This is a genomic window from Paraburkholderia sp. MM5477-R1, assembly GCF_050436385.1.
Classification (GTDB): Bacteria; Pseudomonadota; Gammaproteobacteria; order Burkholderiales; family Burkholderiaceae; genus Paraburkholderia; species Paraburkholderia tuberum.
In genome coordinates this window covers 331,209-350,641 of sequence record NZ_JBNDMC010000005.1, presented here as the reverse complement: position 1 = coordinate 350,641, position 19,433 = coordinate 331,209, and the positions used below count along the sequence as shown (strand labels likewise).

Annotated in this window: 18 protein-coding genes and 1 pseudogene; 10 read left to right on the top strand and 9 right to left on the bottom strand. The window is 63.0% G+C overall.

Going from position 1 to position 19,433, the window contains the following annotated elements; genetic code table 11:
• Positions 1 to 15: 15 nt before the first annotated feature.
• The 5 genes and pseudogenes from OKW35_RS13920 to OKW35_RS13900 all read left to right on the top strand — a co-directional run bounded on the left by OKW35_RS13920 (position 16) and on the right by OKW35_RS13900 (position 1,829).
• Positions 16 to 501, top strand: a complete 486-nt coding sequence (locus OKW35_RS13920; RefSeq protein ID WP_429402474.1) for an Hcp family type VI secretion system effector — start codon at positions 16 to 18, stop codon at positions 499 to 501.
• Between the two features lie 12 nt (positions 502 to 513).
• A pseudogene (locus OKW35_RS13915) lies at positions 514 to 1,031 on the top strand (DUF2778 domain-containing protein).
• Complete coding sequence (locus OKW35_RS13910; protein WP_184071891.1) at positions 1,012 to 1,278, top strand: hypothetical protein; 267 nt, start codon at positions 1,012 to 1,014, stop codon at positions 1,276 to 1,278. The pseudogene OKW35_RS13915 and the gene OKW35_RS13910 overlap by 20 nt, the downstream one beginning before the upstream one ends.
• A 13-nt stretch (positions 1,279 to 1,291) precedes the next feature.
• Complete coding sequence (locus OKW35_RS13905; protein ID WP_429355232.1) at positions 1,292 to 1,558, top strand: hypothetical protein; 267 nt, start codon at positions 1,292 to 1,294, stop codon at positions 1,556 to 1,558.
• 130 nt (positions 1,559 to 1,688) lie between these two features.
• Positions 1,689 to 1,829 (top strand): hypothetical protein, encoded by a 141-nt coding sequence (locus tag OKW35_RS13900; protein ID WP_429354424.1) that lies wholly within the window; start codon positions 1,689 to 1,691, stop codon positions 1,827 to 1,829.
• A gap of 267 nt (positions 1,830 to 2,096) precedes the next feature.
• On the opposite strand, the gene OKW35_RS13895 is transcribed toward OKW35_RS13900, so the two are convergent.
• Both OKW35_RS13895 and OKW35_RS13890 read right to left on the bottom strand, forming a co-directional pair.
• Positions 2,097 to 2,360, bottom strand: coding sequence for a DUF1348 family protein (locus OKW35_RS13895; RefSeq protein ID WP_429552320.1), 264 nt, complete (start codon positions 2,358 to 2,360; stop codon positions 2,097 to 2,099).
• A gap of 91 nt (positions 2,361 to 2,451) precedes the next feature.
• Positions 2,452 to 3,309: an oxidoreductase gene (locus OKW35_RS13890; protein ID WP_429552319.1), complete on the bottom strand. Its 858-nt coding sequence runs from the start codon at positions 3,307 to 3,309 to the stop codon at positions 2,452 to 2,454.
• A 115-nt stretch (positions 3,310 to 3,424) separates the two neighbouring features.
• Between OKW35_RS13890 and OKW35_RS13885 the strand changes: the two genes are divergently transcribed.
• Together OKW35_RS13885 and OKW35_RS13880 are read left to right on the top strand one after the other, a co-directional pair.
• A complete protein-coding gene (locus OKW35_RS13885; RefSeq protein WP_429552318.1) occupies positions 3,425 to 4,399 on the top strand; it encodes a LysR family transcriptional regulator in 975 nt (324 codons plus the stop codon).
• Positions 4,400 to 4,598: 199 nt separating this feature from the next.
• On the top strand, positions 4,599 to 5,456 hold the full coding sequence (locus tag OKW35_RS13880; protein WP_429552317.1) for an MBL fold metallo-hydrolase: 858 nt from the start codon (positions 4,599 to 4,601) through the stop codon (positions 5,454 to 5,456).
• Positions 5,457 to 5,636: 180 nt separating this feature from the next.
• On the opposite strand, the gene OKW35_RS13875 is transcribed toward OKW35_RS13880, so the two are convergent.
• Positions 5,637 to 6,569: a LysR family transcriptional regulator gene (locus OKW35_RS13875; RefSeq protein WP_429552316.1), complete on the bottom strand. Its 933-nt coding sequence runs from the start codon at positions 6,567 to 6,569 to the stop codon at positions 5,637 to 5,639.
• A 189-nt stretch (positions 6,570 to 6,758) separates the two neighbouring features.
• Here OKW35_RS13875 and OKW35_RS13870 point away from each other — a divergent pair, with 189 nt between their 5' ends.
• The 3 genes from OKW35_RS13870 to OKW35_RS13860 all read left to right on the top strand — a co-directional run bounded on the left by OKW35_RS13870 (position 6,759) and on the right by OKW35_RS13860 (position 12,699).
• A complete protein-coding gene (locus OKW35_RS13870; RefSeq protein ID WP_260321448.1) occupies positions 6,759 to 7,559 on the top strand; it encodes a putative hydro-lyase in 801 nt (266 codons plus the stop codon).
• 149 nt (positions 7,560 to 7,708) lie between these two features.
• Positions 7,709 to 9,016, top strand: coding sequence for an MFS transporter (locus OKW35_RS13865; protein WP_429552315.1), 1,308 nt, complete (start codon positions 7,709 to 7,711; stop codon positions 9,014 to 9,016).
• 50 nt (positions 9,017 to 9,066) lie between these two features.
• On the top strand, positions 9,067 to 12,699 hold the full coding sequence (locus OKW35_RS13860) for a hydantoinase B/oxoprolinase family protein (protein WP_429552314.1): 3,633 nt from the start codon (positions 9,067 to 9,069) through the stop codon (positions 12,697 to 12,699).
• A gap of 83 nt (positions 12,700 to 12,782) precedes the next feature.
• Here OKW35_RS13860 and OKW35_RS13855 read toward each other — a convergent pair whose 3' ends face one another.
• From OKW35_RS13855 to OKW35_RS13830, 6 genes are all read right to left on the bottom strand, one after another.
• Positions 12,783 to 13,136, bottom strand: coding sequence for a DUF1428 domain-containing protein (locus tag OKW35_RS13855; RefSeq protein ID WP_184033060.1), 354 nt, complete (start codon positions 13,134 to 13,136; stop codon positions 12,783 to 12,785).
• Between the two features lie 137 nt (positions 13,137 to 13,273).
• Positions 13,274 to 13,609, bottom strand: coding sequence for a helix-turn-helix domain-containing protein (locus OKW35_RS13850; RefSeq protein ID WP_409259726.1), 336 nt, complete (start codon positions 13,607 to 13,609; stop codon positions 13,274 to 13,276).
• Positions 13,610 to 13,689: 80 nt separating this feature from the next.
• Positions 13,690 to 15,645, bottom strand: coding sequence for an ABC transporter ATP-binding protein (locus OKW35_RS13845; RefSeq protein ID WP_429552313.1), 1,956 nt, complete (start codon positions 15,643 to 15,645; stop codon positions 13,690 to 13,692).
• A complete protein-coding gene (locus OKW35_RS13840; RefSeq protein ID WP_429552312.1) occupies positions 15,645 to 16,637 on the bottom strand; it encodes an ABC transporter permease in 993 nt (330 codons plus the stop codon). The genes OKW35_RS13845 and OKW35_RS13840 overlap by 1 nt, the downstream gene beginning before the upstream one ends.
• Positions 16,634 to 17,587 (bottom strand): ABC transporter permease, encoded by a 954-nt coding sequence (locus OKW35_RS13835; RefSeq protein ID WP_026226132.1) that lies wholly within the window; start codon positions 17,585 to 17,587, stop codon positions 16,634 to 16,636. Before OKW35_RS13835 ends, OKW35_RS13840 begins: the two co-directional genes overlap by 4 nt.
• A 132-nt stretch (positions 17,588 to 17,719) precedes the next feature.
• Positions 17,720 to 19,300: an ABC transporter substrate-binding protein gene (locus OKW35_RS13830; protein WP_429552311.1), complete on the bottom strand. Its 1,581-nt coding sequence runs from the start codon at positions 19,298 to 19,300 to the stop codon at positions 17,720 to 17,722.
• Positions 19,301 to 19,433 lie beyond the last annotated feature (133 nt).

Sequence of the window (19,433 nt, the reverse complement as noted above, 5' to 3'; positions counted from 1 at the left end):
AAGGAAAAATTCAAGATGCCGATTCCTGCCCATATGTGGCTGAAAGATGATGGCGGCGCAGACATCAAAGGCTCGTCAACCGTTCAGGATCGCGAGGGAAGTATCGAAATTATCGGCTTCAGCCACGGCGTGAATTTGCCGGTCGATGCGGCCAACGGCAAAATCACCGGCGCGCGTGCGCACTCGCCGATTGCGTTCGAAAAGGAGTTCGATGCGGCGACGCCTTATCTTTACAAGGCCGTGGCGAAGGGGCAAACGCTGCAGTCCGCCGAGATCATGTGGTATCGCATCAACGATGCAGGCAAAGAGGAAGTCTATTTCGTGATCACGATCGAAGGTGTGAAAGTGTGTGGCATCAACCCCGGCATGGCTAATACCAGGCTGGCGCAGGCAACCGCACTCAATCACGTTGAAGCGGTCTCCATGATGTACGACCGCATCACGTGGCATTACCTTGATGGCAATATCAAATACACCGATTCGTGGAATGAGCGCGGATAAGGGGGCGTGACAATGGCCTATCAGGGTAAGTTTTGGTGAACAACGAGCAGTTTTCACCGCTCACAATTTTCGGTGTCGGCACGTTCGACGCGTATTCTGGAAACGATCAATACCGCAATCGCGGTGGCTGCACGGCTGTGCCAAGTAACGGTCCGATCCCTGCCGGAAAATACTGGATCGTAGACCGGCCCACTGGCGGTATCGGGTCTCAAGCTTGGGCTTCGATAAAGGACACAGTTAATTCAGCGATTGGGAGTGCGGTACCTCATCGCGAATGGTTCGCACTGTATCGGGATGATGGACTCATTGACGACGTGACATGGATTGATGGTGCCAAGCGCGGACAATTCCGGTTGCATCCGGCAGGCGGCGAAGGTATTTCACTCGGCTGTATTACGCTTCCGAGCCGCACGGATTTTCTGAGAATCCGTAACGCGCTGCTGCACACCATGACCATTCCTGCCGGCAATTCGGGGCTTCGCGCCTACGGAACAATTGAGGTCATCACGTATGGCAACACTTGTCCGTAGGCTGTTCAAGGTGGCGCTATTTGTCGGCCTGTTCTGCCTTTCCGTGCCCTACGTCCACACATACCCTATACCGATGCCGGAAAGGCAGGCGCTTGCGTGGTTACACGCTGCAAATCGGCTTGGCATTCGCGACCCGGATGATTTATACATCCCGGTCATGCTGCTGGCTGATCTGCTTGTGGCGACGCTTGCCTATGTGGTGATCATGAGGCTATGGCGGCACTGTCGCGGCAAAAGGCAACGTTGAGAAATAGCGAATGATGTCCGCACTTGTCCGTAGGCTGTTCGAGGTCGCGCTGTTCATCGGCCTGTTCTGCCTTTCCGTGCCGCATGTCCACACGTACCCCCGGCCAATGCCTGAAAGCCAGTCGGTGGTATGGTGGCGTGCTTCGCGCTGGCGTGGCATCCGCGATCCCGAAGATTTGTATTTCGTGGTCTGGGTGACTATTGATCTAATCGTGGCGACGCTTGCCTATGTGGTGATCATGAGGCTATGGCGGCGCTATCGCGGCAAAAAGCCACATTGAGAAATAGCGAGTGACGGCCGCACTTGTCCGTAGGCTTTTCAAGGTCGCGCTCTTTATCGGCCTATTCCTTCTATCCGCGCGCTACATTGGCCGGAATGGGCCGATGCCAGAGAGTGAGGCGCTTAGGTGGTTGAGCATCGCCAACGGCCTTGGCCTGCGTGAAGCCGATGATGTTTATGTCCCGGTGATGCTGACGGTTTGGTTGGTCGTCGCTGTAGTGGCTTATATCGCAATCATGAGGCTATGGCGGCGCTATCAACGCAAAAACTAACAGGGTCGATGAGCAGCGATCAGGCAGAATTCATTCCTGCGCGGTCCCGTCCAGTCCGGCGCGTGATGATCGCGTTGCGGGGGTTAACTGGTGGGTCAGAAAGTGCGCGTTTGCTCAGAGCCAGGCGGGACAAGGCTTTGCACGGCGCGCGCGAATTTGGTCTGGAAGGCGATCCCTTCGATGATCCCGGTGATATCCGCGATTCTGGTGGAACTCGTCCTGATCTCGCTCATCGTATCGACCAACGACGGTGCTCAGCGCAATTTTTCAAAGACCCAGCTCGCTCAGACCTGGGTGATCGTCGGGGCGGCGACCCAGCGGCGAATGGAACTTGCGATCGCTTGCCTTGATCGGCATGTCGTTGATACAGGCATACAGGTGGTGCATCAGACCATCAGGTCCAAACTCCCAGTTCTCGTTTCCGTAGGAGCGAAACCAATTACCAGCGTCTTCCGCAAGTCGAACCTTCTCGATTGCCGATTCAAGGGTGAACGGTGGGATGTGCGGGCGCACTTCAGCGTTTATGGACATCACAAACTCCCCTTATCCAGGCGGGATTGAGACAAAAATGGGCACTACTCAGCAGCGCAACCGCGCTACACGGTCGTCATCTCGAGAGAACTCAGTCTGAGAAATCGGTTGACGCCGACAGTGCCTTCCATGTTTCAGTTTCCGTAGCCACATAGGCGTTCTTTTCGGCTATCGCCTTCAGCGTGTCGGTTCCGAGCGGCAGACGCAGTGGCGGTCTCGGTACATCGACAAGCGTGACGAGGGCCTTCGCAAGCTTCTGCGGGTCGCCCGGCTGATTGTGATTCATTCCTTCAGCGAATCGACGCACGTTGCCCGACGTCTCGTCGTAGTCGTCGATGACCTCCTTGCCGACGACGAGCGACGACGCATCGAGGAAATCGGTACGGAAATAGCCGGGCTCAACGACGGTCGCGTGAATGCCGAGTGGCTTCAACTCCGCGTGGAGCGCTTCCGTAATGCCTTCGACGGCGAATTTCGTCGAGCAATACACCCCGAATCCCGCCGCCGAGCGATAGCCGCCGATCGAGGACACGTTGATCACATGGCCCGAGCGCTGTCCCCGCATCACTGGCAGCACCGCACGCGTGACATTGAGCAGTCCAAAAACGTTGGTGTCGTATATGCGACGCACGTCTGCGTCGGCCGATTCCTCTACGGCTGCGAGCAGTCCGAAGCCGGCGTTGTTGACCAACGCGTCGATCCTGCCAAACTTTGCCAAAGCTGCCTGCGCGGCTCTTTTGGCCTGCTCCTCGTCAGTTACGTCGAGCGCGACCGGCAACAGCGCAGATGATTCGCCGAGACGCTCAATGATCGCCCGAACGTTGCGTCCCGCCGCAACCACTGCATTTCCGTCCGCCAGGGCCGCTTGTGCGATCAGTGCGCCTAACCCGCGTGAGGCGCCCGTAACGAACCAGACGCGCTTGAACTCGTGCTTCGTAGCGTTGCTCATGATTTGCTCCCGTTTCGTGGTGAACGTGAAGAGAAGCATAGGGCGCGCGATTAACAGCTACTAGGCATCGAATGCTAGACTCATAATCAACCAATATTTGCGAATGGACTCAGCCATGAATGAGGTCCGGGCGATTTCGGTGTTCGTCCGCGCAGCAACGCTCGGCAGCTTCCGTCGGGCAGCTGCGGACCTGGGCATCTCGCCGCAGGCCGCGAGCCACGCGGTCATGCAGCTCGAAAAGTCGCTTGGCGTCCGGCTGTTTCATCGGACAACGCGAAAGTTGAGTCTGACCGAAGAGGGGCAAAGACTATTGCAAGGTGTCGAGCCAGCGCTCGCTATGTTGTCGTCCGCGATTGACGATGCTCGCCGTTCAGGGGAAGAAGTTGCGGGGCCCCTACGGCTAAGCGCTCCGACGGCGCTCGGGCGAACGGCACTGTGGCCATCGATCCTTGAGTTTGCGGCGCTATACCCTGACGTGCAGATCGATATTCGCTTCGACGATCATTTCACGGACCTCGTCAGCGATCGCGCCGACGTCGGCTTCCGCGGCGGGTCCCCGCCTTCCGAGGGGGCGATTGCCAGGCGACTGCTACCGATTCAGTTGATCGTATGCGCGTCGCCAGCCTATCTCGAACGGTACGGCACGCCGAAAACCGTGGACGAGCTCGATGCGCATCGTTGTTCTGGATACCGGCGTGCGAACACCGGCAAGCAGGCGCCGTGGGAATTTATGGTGGGCGGGGAGATTGTGTATCGGGAGATGGCTGCTTCGGTCTGTTCGAACGATATCGACGCTGAAACCGAAGCGGTACTGGCCGGCGTGGCAATTGGGCAGCCTGGAAGCTTCTCGGCCGTCTCACACATCCGGGCTGGACGGCTCGTGCCTTTGCTCACTCAGCATTTGACCCAGCGCGAGTCGATTTACGTCTACTACCGTCGTCGGACGGAACAACCGCTGCGCGTGAGAACCTTCATCGACTTCATCGTTGCGCGCCTCGCGGACAACAGTCAATTTTTCCTCACAGCAGAGGAGTTGGTTACTTCGACGAGCAGAAGCGGCCGCGCCAGGAGCAGACGAAGTGCCGCGTAGGGGTGTCTGTTGCGGCAAGCGTAGCCAGCCGTGGTAAATCACGCGCCAAACGCAAACAAGGCTTCGTAGCGGGACAAGGGCGTGGCGAACGAGCCGTTTGCGCCTGTACGTCAATGATCGTGTAACAATCCCTCCAACGACCGCGAGACGCCAGCGAGCGTCGAGCCGGCGGATGCGCACGTCAGCCCGGGAGCATCAAATGAAGCCCATACGTAATACCGACTCTGCTTCAGGAGAGTGGTACATCGACACTGCATGCATCAATTGCGGTGCATCTCGTCACGTCGCGCCTGGGCTGATTGTCGAGCGCAACGACAAGAGTGTCTTCGTTCGGCAGCCGGCCACACCGGAAGAGCAGCTTGATGCCTGGCGTGCGGTGCTCGTCTGCCCTACGGCGTCGGTACGCAGCGAAACGAAACAGCCTCGTCCTAACGCAGCGATCTTTCCGCAGCAGATCACCTCGGATGTGTGGCGCTGTGGATTCAACTCACGGTCGTCGTTTGGCGCACATTCTTATTTTGCCGCGCGTCCGGAAGGCAATCTGCTCATCGACTCTCCGCGCTATGCGGCGGAACTCGTGAAATGGTTTGACGGCGCTGGCGGTATTGCGCACATTCTGCTGTCGCATCGTGACGACGTCGCAGACGCGGACAAATACGCGCGTCAATTCGGCGCGCGCGTCTGGATTCACCGCGAGGACGTGTCGGCCGCCCCATACGCGACGGATCTGCTCGACGACGGTTCAGCACTGAACATTGCGGCCGGCGTGCGCGCGATCCCTGTACCCGGGCACACTCGGGGTAGCGTCGTGTACCAGCTCGATGATCGCGTGCTGTTCTCGGGGGATTCGCTTGCCTGGAGCCCACGCCAGCAGGACCTCGTCGCGTTCAGGGACGCGTGCTGGTACTCGTGGACAGCGCTCACCGAATCGCTCGGCAAGTTGGCCGCGTATCGCTTCGAATGGCTGCTTCCTGGTCACGGTTGGCACGCGCATTTGCAGGCTGCGGAAATGAATGCCCGCTTGCTCGCATTGGTTGCACGCATGCGAAAGGACTGAATTCGCTGTTTTTCGCTAAAACGCGTCGTCCTTGCCCCTGTGGAAACGCTTGAACTCGAACCGCACGTGCCAAACAATCGCCTCGACCAGGATCGACGAAGTCGTCAACGATCTGGAGCGCGGGGTCGAATGACTCTTCCTGGGTCGCTTGCCGCCTCCAGAGTCCGCAAGAGCCGGGCTCTATAGCCGCTCGATCAGGCGTCGGTCTCCCTGCTCGCAGTATTCATGACACGCCGCACGTGCCGCGTTCGCTGCGCCATGCACGAAAAGCGGCGCATCCGCGCGTCGGGACATCGACACCACGATGGACGGCGGCGAGGGCTGCAGCGGCAGTTCGACCACCTCGCCTCGCGCGATCAGATCATCGACGAACAGACGCGGAATTGCCGCCACGCCGAAGCCATCGCGCACGAGTTGCACGATCACCGAAATCGATGGCGAACCCGTAATGCGCGTATCCGCGAGCGGCACGCCGTTGGCGAGTGCGAGCTTGCTGACGATGTCCTCCAGCGCGCGATGAGGCGCCGTCCCGCGCCCGAATGTGAGGATCGGATGACGCAGCACGCGTTTCGCGAGTCCGCTGCGCGAAGGCGGTAGCAGCCCCGCGCGCGCGATCCAGTGCACCGGATAGTTCGCGAGCGCATCGCAGACGATCGATTCCTCGTCGCTGCCTTCCACGCGAACGATGAGATCGAGTTCGCCCGCCATCAGACGCCGCTGCAGCACCACGCTCACGTCCACCGCAAGCTCCACTTCGAGCTGCGGATAGTCCTTCGAGAGCCGCCGCAGATAGTCGGCAAGCCAGCTATGCACGACCGTCTCGATCACGCCGAGTCGCAACTTGCCGCGCATCGCGCCTTCATTTGACGCGGCGGCCTGCAACTGGCGCGTCGCCTCGACCACGGCCTTCGCGTAGCCGAGCAGATATTCGCCGTTCGGCGTGAGCCGAAATTCCCGGCTCTCGCGATCGACGAGCACGGTATGCAATTCGTCTTCCAGTGCCTTCAGGCGCTGCGAGATCGCCGCCGGCGTGGCGTGAAGCGCGGTCGCCGTAGTGCGGAAACTGCGCAGCTTGGCAAGCGTGACGAAGGTTTCGAGGAAGCGCGTATTCATCAGTCAAAGGTGGGCAGTGCAATGGAAGCAAACCGCTCCAAAAATCTCAACGTGACTCGGGAAAACCCGCGATTCCGTTAAGAAATTCTATTCACCTGGCGCAAAGAAAACTAGCTGGCGTCAAATTTTCTTCTTTTCTATGCTTCGCCTGACGGTAGGCAAGGCGCATCGCCCACCGCAGACAATCCGATGCAACCGCCAGAGCACGCTAACACCATGACTCCATCCGAATTCCGCCAGGCCGTCCGTCACCGCGACTTCCGTGGCCCGACGGCCGGCCATTGCGGCGACTACGCGCAAGCCAATCTCGCGATCCTGCCCGCTGCGCACGCGCACGATTTCCTGCGCTTTTGCCATGCGAATCCGAAGCCATGTCCGCTGCTCGGCGTGGGCGAGCCTGGCGAGTTCCGCGTGCCGATGCTCGGGCGCGACATCGACATCCGCACCGACGTGCCCGCGTACAACGTATATCGCGACGGCAACCTGAGCGAGCGCGTCGAATCGATCGAAGCGCTCTGGCAGGACGATTTCGTCGTATTTGCAATTGGCTGTTCGTTCTCGTTCGAGCACATGCTCGCGAAGGAAGGCATCGGCCTGCGCCACGTCGAAGAAGGCCGCAACGTGCCGATGTACCGCACCAGCATCGCCAACCAGCGAGCGGGCGTGTTCGGCGGCGAACTCGTCGTGTCGATGCGGCCGCTGCGCGGCGCCGACGCGATCCGTGCCGTGCAGATCACGAGCCGCTTTCCGGGCGTGCATGGCGCGCCCGTACATATTGGCGATCCAGCGGAACTCGGCATCGTCGATCTCGCGCGCCCCGAGTTCGGCGACCCGGTGACGATCCGCGCGGGCGAACTGCCTGTCTACTGGGCTTGCGGCGTGACGCCGCAAACGGCACTGATGGCCGCAAAGCTGCCGCTCGCGGTTGCGCACGCGCCGGGCCACATGCTGATGACGGATATCACTAACGCGTCGCTGGCTATTTTCTGACCGTCCCGGCGGCGCGCCGCGCCGTCGTGCAACAAGCGATTCACAGCACCTTGAAGCCATCGGGCCGCGCGGCCCGGAGGGAATGACGCATCCCTACGTTGGTGCGTGGCTTCGATCGTTTCCCATGCGTCTATCCATAGGAGCAGCAGATGGACAGCAAGACACTCACGGCGAGCGTCGACGATGCCGCCGACATGAAGTCAGGAACGGGAAGCCCGCAGCTTTCCTGGTATGCCGAAGCCGGTCCGCACGCGCGTCGCGCGTTCTGGAGTTGCAAGGTCGGCTACATGCTCGACGGCATGGACACGCAGATGCTTTCCTTCGTCATCCCGACGCTCGTCGCTACCTGGGGCATCTCGCTCGCGGACGCCGGCTTCATCGGCACGTTGACGCTGCTGTCCTCTGCGCTCGGCGGCTGGATTGCCGGCATTCTTTCCGATCGCATCGGCCGTGTGCGCACGTTGCAGCTCACCGTCTTGTGGTTCGCCGTGTTCACCGGCCTATGCGGCCTCGCGCAGAACTACGGCCAGTTGCTCGCGGCTCGCGCGTTGATGGGCTTCGGCTTCGGCGGCGAGTGGACGGCGGGCGCGGTGCTGATCGGCGAGGTGATCCGCGCGCGCGACCGCGGCAAGGCGGTCGGTCTCGTGCAGTCGGGCTGGGCGCTCGGCTGGGGCATGGCGGCCCTGCTCTACGCGGTGCTGTTCTCCGTGATGGCGCCTGAAATCGCGTGGCGCGCATTGTTCCTGATCGGACTCGTGCCTGCCCTGCTCGTGCTCGCGATCCGCCGCTATGTGAAGGAACCTGAAGTATTCGAACAGGCCAGGGTTCAGCAGTACGACACTCAGGACACGCCGCGCTTCACTGAGATCTTCTCTCCCAAGCTGCTTTCGACGACATTGCGCGCCGCACTGCTTACGACGGGCGCACAGGGCGGCTACTACGCGATCACGACGTGGCTGCCGACTTTCCTCAAGACCGAACGTCATCTCACGGTGATGGGCACGGGCGGCTATCTGGCGACGATCATCGCGGGCTCGTACGCGGGCTATCTGTGCAGCGCGTGGCTCACGGACCGCATCGGCCGCAAGCCGAACTTCATTTTGTTCGCGCTGGGCTCGATGGCGATTGCCTTCGCGTATACCTCGTTGCCGCTCACGAATGCATCGATGCTGTGGCTCGGCTTTCCGCTCGGCTTTTTCGCGTCGGGCATTTTTTCCGGCATGGGCGCGTTTCTCACCGAACTGTTTCCGACCCGTGTGCGCGGCTCGGGCCAGGGGTTTTGCTACAACGTCGGCCGCGCGATCGGGGCGCTGTTTCCGGTGCTGATCGGCGTGCTGTCGAGCCGCTTCGGCCTGGGCACGAGCATCGGGATTTTCGCCGTGGCCGCGTATGGCGTTCTGATCATCGCCGCGCTTACGCTGCCCGAGACGCGCGGTCGCGAACTCGAATCGGCCTGATTTTCACCTTGCGCACACCACTACCACTTTCGCATCACGACCACGACACCATGAAGCACGATCACGCCTCCGATGATTGCACGCCGTCCCGCTGGCAGTTCTGGATCGACCGCGGCGGCACGTTCACCGATATCGTCGCGCGCCGCCCGGATGGCACGCTCACCACGCACAAGCTGCTTTCCGAACACCCGGAGCAGTATCGCGATGCGGCTGTCGCCGGGATTCGCCATGTGCTTGGCCTGCGAGCCGGAGAACCCATTACGTCGCGCGACGTCGAGATGGTCAAAATGGGCACGACGGTCGCGACCAACGCGCTGCTCGAACGCAAGGGCGAGCCGGTAGCGCTCGTCACCACGCGAGGCTTGCGCGATGTGTTGCGGATCGCGTATCAGAACCGCCCCCGCCTGTTCGATCTCGACATCGCGTTGCCGGAAGCGCTCTATGAGAGCGTGGTGGAAATCGACGAACGCGTGAGCGCGCAAGGCGAAGTGGTCGCGACGCTCGATCACGCGGCAGCGGAGCGCGCACTGCGCGAGGTCTACCACAGGGGCATCCGCGCACTCGCAATCGTGCTGATCCACGGTTATCGCCACACGTCGCATGAAAGCGAGCTTGCGGATCTGGCGCGCCGAATCGGCTTCACGCAGATCTCGGTGTCCCACGAAGTCTCGCCGCTGATGAAGATGGTCTCGCGCGGCGATACGACCGTGGTGGATGCCTATCTGTCGCCCATCCTGCGCCGATATGTGGATCAGGTCGCCAGCGAAATGCCGGGCGTGAACCTGCAGTTCATGCAAAGCAGCGGCGGACTGACACGCGCCGATGTATTTCAGGGCAAAGATGCGATTCTCTCCGGCCCGGCGGGCGGTATCGTCGGCATGGTGCGCGCGGCACAGGCAGCGGGCTTCGAGCGCGTGATCGGCTTCGACATGGGCGGCACGTCGACGGACGTCTCGCACTTCAACGGCGAGTTCGAGCGCGTATTCGAAACGCAGGTGGCAGGCGTGCGGATGCGCGCGCCGATGATGAGCATCCATACCGTGGCGGCAGGTGGCGGCTCGGTGCTCGGCTTCGACGGCGCCCGGCTGCGTGTCGGCCCCGACTCGGCGGGCGCCAATCCGGGTCCGGCGGCGTACCGGCGCGGCGGCCCGCTCGCGGTCACCGACTGCAACGTGATGCTCGGCAAGATTCAGCCCGACTATTTCCCGCGCGTCTTCGGTCCGAACGCGAACGAGTCGCTCGATCGCGAGGTCGTCGCTGAACGCTTTCGGGCACTCGCCGATGAAATCTTCGCGGCTACGGGTCAGCGTCGCACACCGGAAGAGCTCGCCGAAGGTTTCCTGGAGATCGCCATTGGCAGCATGGCTAACGCGATCAAGAAAATTTCAGTGCAACGCGGCCACGACGTCTCGCAGTATGTGCTGACGACTTTCGGCGGCGCGGGCGGCCAGCATGCGTGCGGTGTGGCCGACGCGCTCGGCATGACGCGGGTGTTCGCGCATCCGCTTGCCGGTGTGCTCTCCGCTTACGGCATGGGCCTCGCGGATCAGACGGCGATGCGCGAGCGAGCGCTCGAAATCTCGCTCGACGACTCATCGCTTGCGACGCTGGAAGCCGCGCTCGATGCGCTCGCGGCCGATGCAACCGGCGCACTGCTCGAACAGGGCGTGGACGCCGCGCGTATCACGACTGAGCGACGTGTCCATCTGCGCTATCAGAGCACCGATTCATCGCTCGCAGTGCCAGCGGGCAGCGTCGATGCGATGTGCGCCGCTTTCGAAGCCGCGTATCGTCAACGCTATGCGTTCCTGATGGCAGATACGCCGCTCATCGCGGAACTCGCTTGCGTCGAAGCGATCGGCCATGCCGACGCGCCAGTCGATGCCGGCAGCCTGCCGCAGCGCGCGGCAGGCGACGCGCCCCATGCGCAGTCGGTTGTGCGCATGTATTCGAGCGGTAGCTGGCACGACGCATCGCTCTACCAGCGCGAAACGCTGTGCGCAGGCGACACGCTCGACGGCCCGGCGATCATCGCCGAAAAGAACGGCACAACCGTGGTCGAGCCGGGATGGCAGGCGGTGCTGACCGTTCAAGGCAACGTGGTGATGACCCGCGTGCAACCGCTGCCCACGCGCCGCTCGATCGGCACCGAGGCCGACCCCGTGCGCCTCGAAATATTCAACAATCTGTTCATGTCGATTGCCGAGCAGATGGGATTGCGTCTGCAAAACACGGCGTATTCGGTGAACATCAAGGAGCGCCTCGACTTCTCGTGCGCGATCTTCGATGCTGCGGGCAATCTGATTGCGAACGCGCCGCACATGCCCGTGCATCTGGGATCGATGGGCGAGAGCATCAAGACCGTCATCGAGCGAAATCGCGGCGCGATGCGCGACGGCGATGTGTTCATGCTCAACGACCCGTATCACGGCGGCACACATTTGCCCGACGTGACCGTCATCACGCCCGTGTTCGCGGACGGTTCGGCCGAGCCGCTCTTCTACGTCGGCTCGCGCGGCCACCATGCGGATATCGGCGGAATCACACCCGGTTCGATGCCGGCCGCTTCGTCGCATATCGAAGAAGAAGGCGTATTGGTCGATAACTGGCAGCTTGTTTCAGCGGGCGTGCTGCGCGACGCCGAAACACGCGCGCTGCTCGCATCGGGCCGCTATCCGGCACGCAACGTCGCACAGAACATGGCCGATCTGCGCGCGCAGATCGCAGCGAACCAGAAGGGCGTGGACGAGCTGCGCCGCATGGTCGCGCAATTCGGCCGCGACGTGGTGCTCGCCTTCATGCAGCACGTGCAGGACAATGCCGAAGAAGCGGTGCGCCGCGTGATCGGCGCCCTCAAGGACGGCGCGTACCGTTACGAACTCGATAACGGCGCGGTGATCGACGTCGCGATTCGCGTCGATGCTGCGACGCGCAGTGCGACCGTGGACTTCAGCGGAACGTCCGTGCAACTGCCGAACAACTTCAACGCGCCGAAGGCGGTCTGCATGGCAGCCGTGCTGTACGTGTTCCGCACGCTCGTCGGCGACGACATCCCGCTCAACGCGGGTTGCCTGAAGCCCCTCTCGGTGATCGTCCCGGACCGCTCGATGCTCAATCCGGTTTATCCGGCAGCGGTGGTCTCGGGCAACGTGGAGACATCGTCCGCGATTACGAATGCGCTCTATGGTGCGCTGGGCATCGTCGCGTCCAGTCAGGGCACGATGAACAACTTCACGTTCGGCGACGCGCGCTACCAGTACTACGAGACGATCGCAGGCGGCAGCGGCGCGGGCGATGGCTTCTGCGGCGTCGACGCGGTACAGACGCACATGACCAACTCGCGCCTGACCGATCCCGAAGTGCTCGAATGGCGCTATCCCGTGCGGCTCGAGTCGCACCTGATCCGCGCGGAGTCGGGCGGCGCGGGACGCTGGCGCGGCGGTAACGGCGCGATCCGGCGCATCCGCTTTCTCGCGCCGATGACCGCGTCGATTCTCTCGAACAACCGCATTCACGCGCCTTTCGGCGCGGCAGGTGGACGCGCGGGAAGGCGAGGCAGCAATCGCGTCGAGCGCGCGGACGGCGAGATCGTCGCATTGGACCATATCGCCAGCGTCGAGATGGCCGCGGGCGACGTGTTCGTGGTGGAAACGCCGGGTGGCGGGGGTTTCGGGGAAGCGTAATGCTTCATGGACTGCGGATGTTCAATGCCAGACAGCGGCGTCGGCTCGCGTCTCACTCGAACCGGCGCCATATTTTTACGCCATCACGCGTCGACGATCACTTCGAAACCGCCATAGATTAGCCGCTGACCGTCAAAAGGCATTGGATCTTTTCCCGGTTGCAGCCGTTGGTCGGCCATCACCGCTTTCATCCCTTCGTCTCGCGACTGACGCGACGGCCAGACAACCCAGGAGAACACCACCGTCTCATCATCCTTGCGCTTGATCGCCATTGGGAACGACGTCACCTTGCCCTCTGGCACGTCATCTCCCCAGCACTCGACCACCTTCAACGCGCCGTACTCCTTGAAGACGGCCGCCGCTCTTTCGGCGAACTGCCTGTAAATTTCGCGGTTGGCCGTAGGTACGGGGACAACAAATCCATCGATGTAATTCATTTGCAATCTCCTTGTTTGCACACGCACAGTAGGTGCCGGTTGGCAGCGCATCGCAACACGGCCGCCCATACGCACGACGAGCGGGGAGTCAACAAATCGACAATAGTCGCGTCCCTTTGCTCTGATAGCCTGCGGCTCTATCTGAATGCGCTGCCCGATTCTGGCGAAGCAACGAAATGCCCCGGCGTCACGCCGACCGCGCGCCGAAAGTGTCGGCCAAGGTGACTTTGATCGAAAAATCCGACTTCGGCAGCGACCTCACAGGGCGGGACGCCGTCACGCAATAGCCGTTTAGCGTGCTGGATTCGCACCAGACACACATAGCGATGAGGCGAAATACCCACCTCTTTGCGAAACAGGGTGGCGAAGCGCGAAACACTCAACCCGGCGGTGCCGGCGAGCGTCGCGAGGCTGACGGGCTGCGCGAACGAACTCTCGATAAAAGCCACGGCCCGCCTGATCGCGCGCGACATCGCCACGGTCCTGTCGCCTGCGCAGTCGTAGAAGACTCCGGTCATGTTCTATCCCCTCGCGCTACGTTTTCGTAGCGGCATCAGACCCGCACCGTGCCGGACTGCGCGAGCACGCTCGCCGTAGCAGCACCGTCGGGCGGCCCGCTCTGGTACCGCTCCAGTTCCGCTTCGCTGCGATGGCACAGCACCTGCGCGCCGCTCGCGAGCGTGCGCACGCTCGGCGACGTGCGATTGCAGACACCGTCGATGCGCATCGGGCATCGCGCGAGAAATGTGCAAAGCTCCGGCTCATGAGTCGACTCACCGATCGGCGGCAACGTCTGATGACAACGCTCGCCCGCTTCTTCGAGCCAGCCGGCGCGAAGCTCCGGCGCCGACGACACGAGCAGATGCGAATACGGATGATACGGCGGCGCCGACAACGCGTCGCGGTTGCCCGTCTCGACGCGGTGCCCCGCGTACAGCACGACGATGTCGTCGCTGATCGCACGCACCTTGGCGATGTCATGCGTGATAAACAGATATGACACGCCGAGCTTCTTTTGCAGATCGCGCAGCAGCTCGAGAATGGCAGCGCCGACCACCGTATCGAGCGCGGACGTGACTTCGTCGCACAGGATCAACTTGGGTTCGGCGGCCAGCGCCCGCGCGAGATTCACGCGCTGTTTCTGCCCGCCCGACAGCTCTCCGGTGCGCCGCTGCGCCAGCTCGGCAGGCAGGCGCACCAGGCCGAGCAGTTCGGCGACGCGGCGCCGCGCGGCCTCGCCCTTCATGCCGTGATAGAACTTCAGCGGACGCGCCAGCGTGCGCTCGACGGTGTGCGTCGGATTCAGCGCGGTGTCGGCGTTCTGGAACACGATCTGGATACAGCGAAACTGTTCGCGGCTGCGGCGGCTGAGGTTGGCGGCGAGCGGCTCACCGTCGAGCAGCAGATTGCCGCGCGCCATCGGCACGAGCCCGGCGATCACCTTCGCGAGCGTCGTCTTGCCCGAACCGGATTCGCCGATCACGCCTACCGTCTGACCACGATCGATCACGAGGTCCACGTCGCGCAGAATGACCTTGTGCGGCCAGCCCTTCGCGTCGGTGCGGCCGTAGCCGGCCGTCAGACCGCGCAGTTCGAGCAGCGGCGTGTTCGGCTGGGCTGCGTCGGGAGCCGCCGAGGTGCAGGCAGCCGGGGCGACGGGCGTCACGGCAGCAATCAGGCTTTGCGTGTACGGGTGCGCCGGCGCATGCAGAATCTGTTCAGTGCGGCCCGTTTCGCGGATTTCACCATTGCTTAGCACGACGATGCGATCCGCCATCTGCGCGACCACCGCCAGATCGTGCGATACGTAGACGGCCGTCATTCCGCATTGGCGGATCACGCTGCGAAACGCTTGCAGCACGTCGATCTGCGTGGTGACGTCGAGCGCCGTGGTCGGTTCATCGAGGATCACGAGTTCGGGGTCGGTGATCAGCGCCATCGCCGCCATCAGCCGCTGCAACTGGCCGCCCGACACCTGGTGCGGGTAGCGCCGGCCGATCGTCTCCGGCTCCGGCAGCGCGAGCGCGCGGAACAGTTCGACCGCTTTGGCCCGCGCGGCGCGCTTGCTGAGCGTGCCGTGAATCAGCGCGCTTTCGATCACCTGGTCCATGAGCGGGCGCGCCGGGTTGAACGCAGCGGCCGCGCTTTGCGCGATGTAGGCAACCTTGCGGCCACGCAATCCCGCGAGCGCTTTCGGCGAGAGCCCGAGCACGTCGGTGTCGCCCACCCGGATCGCGCCGCCCGCGATGCGGCAGCCGCTGCGTGCATGGCCCATCAGCGACAGTGCGATCGTGGTCTTGCCCGAGCCCGACTCGCCGATCAATGCGAGCACCTCGCCGCGCGCAATCTCGAAGTCGATGTCATGCACGATCGTCGTATCCGGCTCGCCGGGCCGGCTTCCCACCACGCGCAGCCCCCGTACCTCGACCAGATTCGACGGGGGTAGCGGCGCGGTCCTCGAGATGGCCTCAAAGGCCGCGTGAGCACGTCTGAAAAAGGGTGCCTTCATCAGTGGCCTCCATCGGCATCAGGCATGCCCTTGCGGCGGCCATGATGCGGCAGTCCGTCGATCAGCAGGTTCACGCCGACCGTGAGGATCGCGATTGCGATCGCGGGCAGGATCACGACCGGCACGCCTTCACCGAGGCCGGCGATGTTCTCGCGTACCAGCGAACCGAGATCGGCATACGGCGGCTGCACGCCGAGACCGAGAAAGCTCAGGCTGCTCAATAGCAGCACGACGAAAGTGAAGCGCAGTCCGGTGTCGGCGAGGATCGGATGAATCATGTTCGGCAGCATCTCGAAGCACGCGATGTAGAGCGCGCTTTCGCCGCGCGCCCGCGCGACCTGCACGTATTCGAGCGTGCCGATATTGACCGCCAGCGAGCGGGCGATCCGGTACGAGCCCGGCATGTAGCTGATCGCCGCGGTCACGATCAGCAACGGCAGTGACGAGCCGAACGCGGCGACGATCATCAGCGCGAACATCTTCGACGGGATCGACGTCACCGCATCGAGCAGCCGGCTCATGGTTTCGTCGATCCGGCGGCCGGCCACGGCCGCCAGCAGTCCCAGCATGGTCCCCGTGAGCGCCGCGAGCAGCGCCGCCGCCAGCGCGAGCACGACCGTCAGGCGCATCCCGTAGATGATGCGGGTCAACATGTCGCGACCCAGGTAGTCGGAGCCGAACGGCAGCTTCGCGCTGAAGCCCGCGAATACGTCAGGCGTGAGGATCGCGCCGATCGAATGCGGCGCGAGCCACGGTGCGAACGCCGCGACGAACAACGCGCAACCGACCATCGCCAGGCCGATCCAGCCGCCGGTCGACAGGTTCATGCGTTGCGCGAGGCTGCGGCGGCGCACCGGTCGAGGCGCCGGGCCTCCGCCGCCGCCCCAGGACCGCGCGGGATCGGCGCCCTCCGGCATCATGCTGCTGCGTTGCACCGGTTCGAGCGCGCCGAGCCGGTGAGTCGCATCGGAAGAAGGTCGAAGAATCGTCATGTCCGCAGCCTCGGGTTCGAGATGATGGCGCACAGGTCGGCTAGCAGCACGAGCAGCAGATAGCCGAGGCAGAACAGCAGCGTGCAGGCCTGTACGAGCGGGAAGTCGCGGTTGCTGACCGCGTCGACCATCAGGCTGGCGAGGCCCGGGTAGTTGAAGATGGTCTCGACGACGATCACGCCGCCAAGCAGATAAGACAGGCTCAGCGCGATTGCATTGGCGATCGGGCCGATCGCATTCGGCAGTGCGTGGCGCAGTACCACGCGGGCGGGGCTCGCGCCCTTGAGCATCGCCATTTCCACATACGAAGAACTGAGTTGCTCGATCACCGCGGCGCGTGTCATGCGGGCCATCTGCGCGATCACGACCGCGCACAGCGTGACGACCGGCATCGCATACGCGCGCAGAAAGTCGTGCAGGCTCTCGATCTCACCGCTGTACGACAGCGCCGACAGCCAGTGCAGCTTGACGGCCAGCACCAGCACCGCCAGCGTCGCGATCAGGAACTCGGGCGTGGCGACCAGCGACAGCGTACCGAGGCTCACGATCCGATCGATCAGCGAGTCGCGCTTGACTGCCGCGAGAATGCCCGCCGACACCGCGATCGGCACCGACACCCCGGTGGTGATCGCCGCGAGGGTCAGCGACTTCGGCAGGCGCCCTTCGATCATCTCGGACACCGGCAGATTGCTCGACAGCGACACGCCAAAGTTCGCGTGCAGCAGACCGACGAGCCAATGGAAGTACCGCAGGTATGCCGGCTGGTCGAGGCCGAACTGCAGCCGCAGCGCCGCGACCGTATCCGCCGTCGCCGACTGGCCGAGTGCGGCCTGCGCGGCATCGCCCGGCAACAGGTTGGTGATCACGAAGATGATGATCGAGACAATCAGCAGCGTCAGCGCAGTGACGGCGACGCGCCGGCCGATCAACTGGGCGATATTCCCGTTCATGGGCATGAGCTCCTCGGTTAGGCTGCGCGACACGGCGAGTCATACATGAGCCGTGCCGCTCGGGTGCGCCGCGGCTGCCTGCCGCGAGCGGCGCGGCGGGGGCCACCCGCCGCGTCCGGGCGCTTCAGCGGGTCAGGCGTTCCACCACACGTACTCGGCGAAGTTGAAGCCCATCATCGCGCCGGTAGGCACGGGCTGGAGCCCTTGCAAGTGCTTGTCGTTCGCATCGAGCAGGCTCAGGAAGGTCGGGATGCCAATGCCGCCCTGCTCCGATACCAGCACCTGCATGTCGCCGTACATCTGCTTGCGTTTCGCATCGTCGGTTTCCGAGCGGGCCGCGGCCAGCAACTGGTCGAACTTCGGGTTGTTCCAGCCCGACTCGTTCCACGGGGCGTCCGACTTGAAGAACTGCGTGAACAGCACATCGGCGCTCGAGCGCGGATTGACGTTGCCGAACCCGAGCGGATGCTTCATCCAGTGCGTCGACCAGTAACCATCCGCCGGCACGCGGTTGATCTCCAGGTTCACGCCGATCTTCGCGGCGGACTGCTGCAGCAGCACACCCATCTCGATCGAGCCGTTCGCGTCGGTCGTCGCATAGATCGGCGGCAGCGCCGTACCGATTGCTCCGGCTTTCTGGAAGTGGAACTTCGCCTTGTCCGGATCGTGCGGGCGCTGCGGCAGCGACGCATTGAAGTAGCGGTGTCCGGGCGGAATCGGTTGATCGTTGCCGATCACCGCATAACCGCGAAACACCGCCGAGCGGATCTGCTCACGGTCGAACAGATACTTCATGCCCTGCACGAAATCGGGGTTGCCCGTCAGCGGGTTGTCGCGGCGCATGATCAGATCGGTATAGAGGCCCGACTTGGTCTCGCGCACCTCGTAGCCCGGCGTCGCGGCAATGCGCTGCGTCGCGCGCGGATCGACGGAATTGATCAGGTGAACATCGCCGGACAGCAGCGCATTCACCCGTGCCGAGTTATCGCCGATACCGATCAGCTCGATCTGGTCGAGGTAAGGGCCGCCGCCGGTCTTCCAGAAACTGTCGTTACGGATGCCGACGGTCGAAACGCCGGGCTTGAACGTCTTCAGCTTGTACGGGCCGGTGCCGACGGCCGTCGTGAAGTCCGCCGTGCCGTCCTTGATGATCACGAATTGCGGCGTGGCGAGAATCACCGGCAGGTCCGCGTTGGCGGACGCGAGCGTCAGCGTGACTTCGTTGGGACCGGTCTGCTTCGCCTCCACGAACTGATCGGCCAGCGTCTTCACCTTCGACGCCGTTGCCGGATTCTTGTGACGCATCAGCGAGTAGACGACATCGGCGGGCGCGAGTGGCTTGCCGTCGTGGAACGTGACGCCTTTGCGCAGTTTGATCACCCACACTTTCGCGTCGCTGGTGTCGATCGATTCGGCGAGATTCATCCTCGGCGTCAGCGACGAATCGAGCTGCGTCAGGCTGCTATAGAACATGAAGAAGCGGATGTAATCGGAGCCTGCCGAACCCTTGGCCGGGTCGAGCGTATCCGCGGTCGAGGATGCGTCGTAGGCCACCCGGATCTTGCCGCCTTTCTTCGGCGTGGGTGCCGCGAATGCCGGGCGAGCCCCCGCCAGCAGACCTCCCGCGCCGGTGGCAAGGATGCCGCCGGCGGCCAGCAAACGCATCATGTCACGGCGGCTGAAGCCGCCCGTTTTGATTGGGTCGTCGTACATGCAACTGCTCCTCACTCGGGATTGAACGCGGGGTATCCAGCATTGGTGTTCGACGGCGCTCCGCGTGCTGGTCGCGGCGCGGTGGCATTGCATGAATCGATTTAAGCACTGCAAAAAATGGCGTTGATCGCGT

What these genes read in the sequence shown, in the direction of transcription:
- OKW35_RS13870 (WP_260321448.1), top strand. Translation starts at nt 6,759, where the DNA reads ATGCAACCGCCAGAGCACGCTAACACCATGACTCCATCCGAATTCCGC.
- OKW35_RS13830 (WP_429552311.1), bottom strand. Translation starts at nt 19,300, where the DNA reads ATGTACGACGACCCAATCAAAACGGGCGGCTTCAGCCGCCGTGACATG.
- OKW35_RS13860 (WP_429552314.1), top strand. Translation starts at nt 9,067, where the DNA reads ATGAAGCACGATCACGCCTCCGATGATTGCACGCCGTCCCGCTGGCAG.
- OKW35_RS13865 (WP_429552315.1), top strand. Translation starts at nt 7,709, where the DNA reads ATGGACAGCAAGACACTCACGGCGAGCGTCGACGATGCCGCCGACATG.
- OKW35_RS13840 (WP_429552312.1), bottom strand. Translation starts at nt 16,637, where the DNA reads ATGACGATTCTTCGACCTTCTTCCGATGCGACTCACCGGCTCGGCGCG.
- OKW35_RS13850 (WP_409259726.1), bottom strand. Translation starts at nt 13,609, where the DNA reads ATGTCGCGCGCGATCAGGCGGGCCGTGGCTTTTATCGAGAGTTCGTTC.
- OKW35_RS13920 (WP_429402474.1), top strand. Translation starts at nt 16, where the DNA reads ATGCCGATTCCTGCCCATATGTGGCTGAAAGATGATGGCGGCGCAGAC.
- OKW35_RS13890 (WP_429552319.1), bottom strand. Translation starts at nt 3,309, where the DNA reads ATGAGCAACGCTACGAAGCACGAGTTCAAGCGCGTCTGGTTCGTTACG.
- OKW35_RS13855 (WP_184033060.1), bottom strand. Translation starts at nt 13,136, where the DNA reads ATGAATTACATCGATGGATTTGTTGTCCCCGTACCTACGGCCAACCGC.
- OKW35_RS13895 (WP_429552320.1), bottom strand. Translation starts at nt 2,360, where the DNA reads ATGTCCATAAACGCTGAAGTGCGCCCGCACATCCCACCGTTCACCCTT.
- OKW35_RS13905 (WP_429355232.1), top strand. Translation starts at nt 1,292, where the DNA reads ATGTCCGCACTTGTCCGTAGGCTGTTCGAGGTCGCGCTGTTCATCGGC.
- OKW35_RS13910 (WP_184071891.1), top strand. Translation starts at nt 1,012, where the DNA reads ATGGCAACACTTGTCCGTAGGCTGTTCAAGGTGGCGCTATTTGTCGGC.
- OKW35_RS13875 (WP_429552316.1), bottom strand. Translation starts at nt 6,569, where the DNA reads ATGAATACGCGCTTCCTCGAAACCTTCGTCACGCTTGCCAAGCTGCGC.
- OKW35_RS13880 (WP_429552317.1), top strand. Translation starts at nt 4,599, where the DNA reads ATGAAGCCCATACGTAATACCGACTCTGCTTCAGGAGAGTGGTACATC.
- OKW35_RS13885 (WP_429552318.1), top strand. Translation starts at nt 3,425, where the DNA reads ATGAATGAGGTCCGGGCGATTTCGGTGTTCGTCCGCGCAGCAACGCTC.
- OKW35_RS13835 (WP_026226132.1), bottom strand. Translation starts at nt 17,587, where the DNA reads ATGAACGGGAATATCGCCCAGTTGATCGGCCGGCGCGTCGCCGTCACT.
- OKW35_RS13845 (WP_429552313.1), bottom strand. Translation starts at nt 15,645, where the DNA reads ATGAAGGCACCCTTTTTCAGACGTGCTCACGCGGCCTTTGAGGCCATC.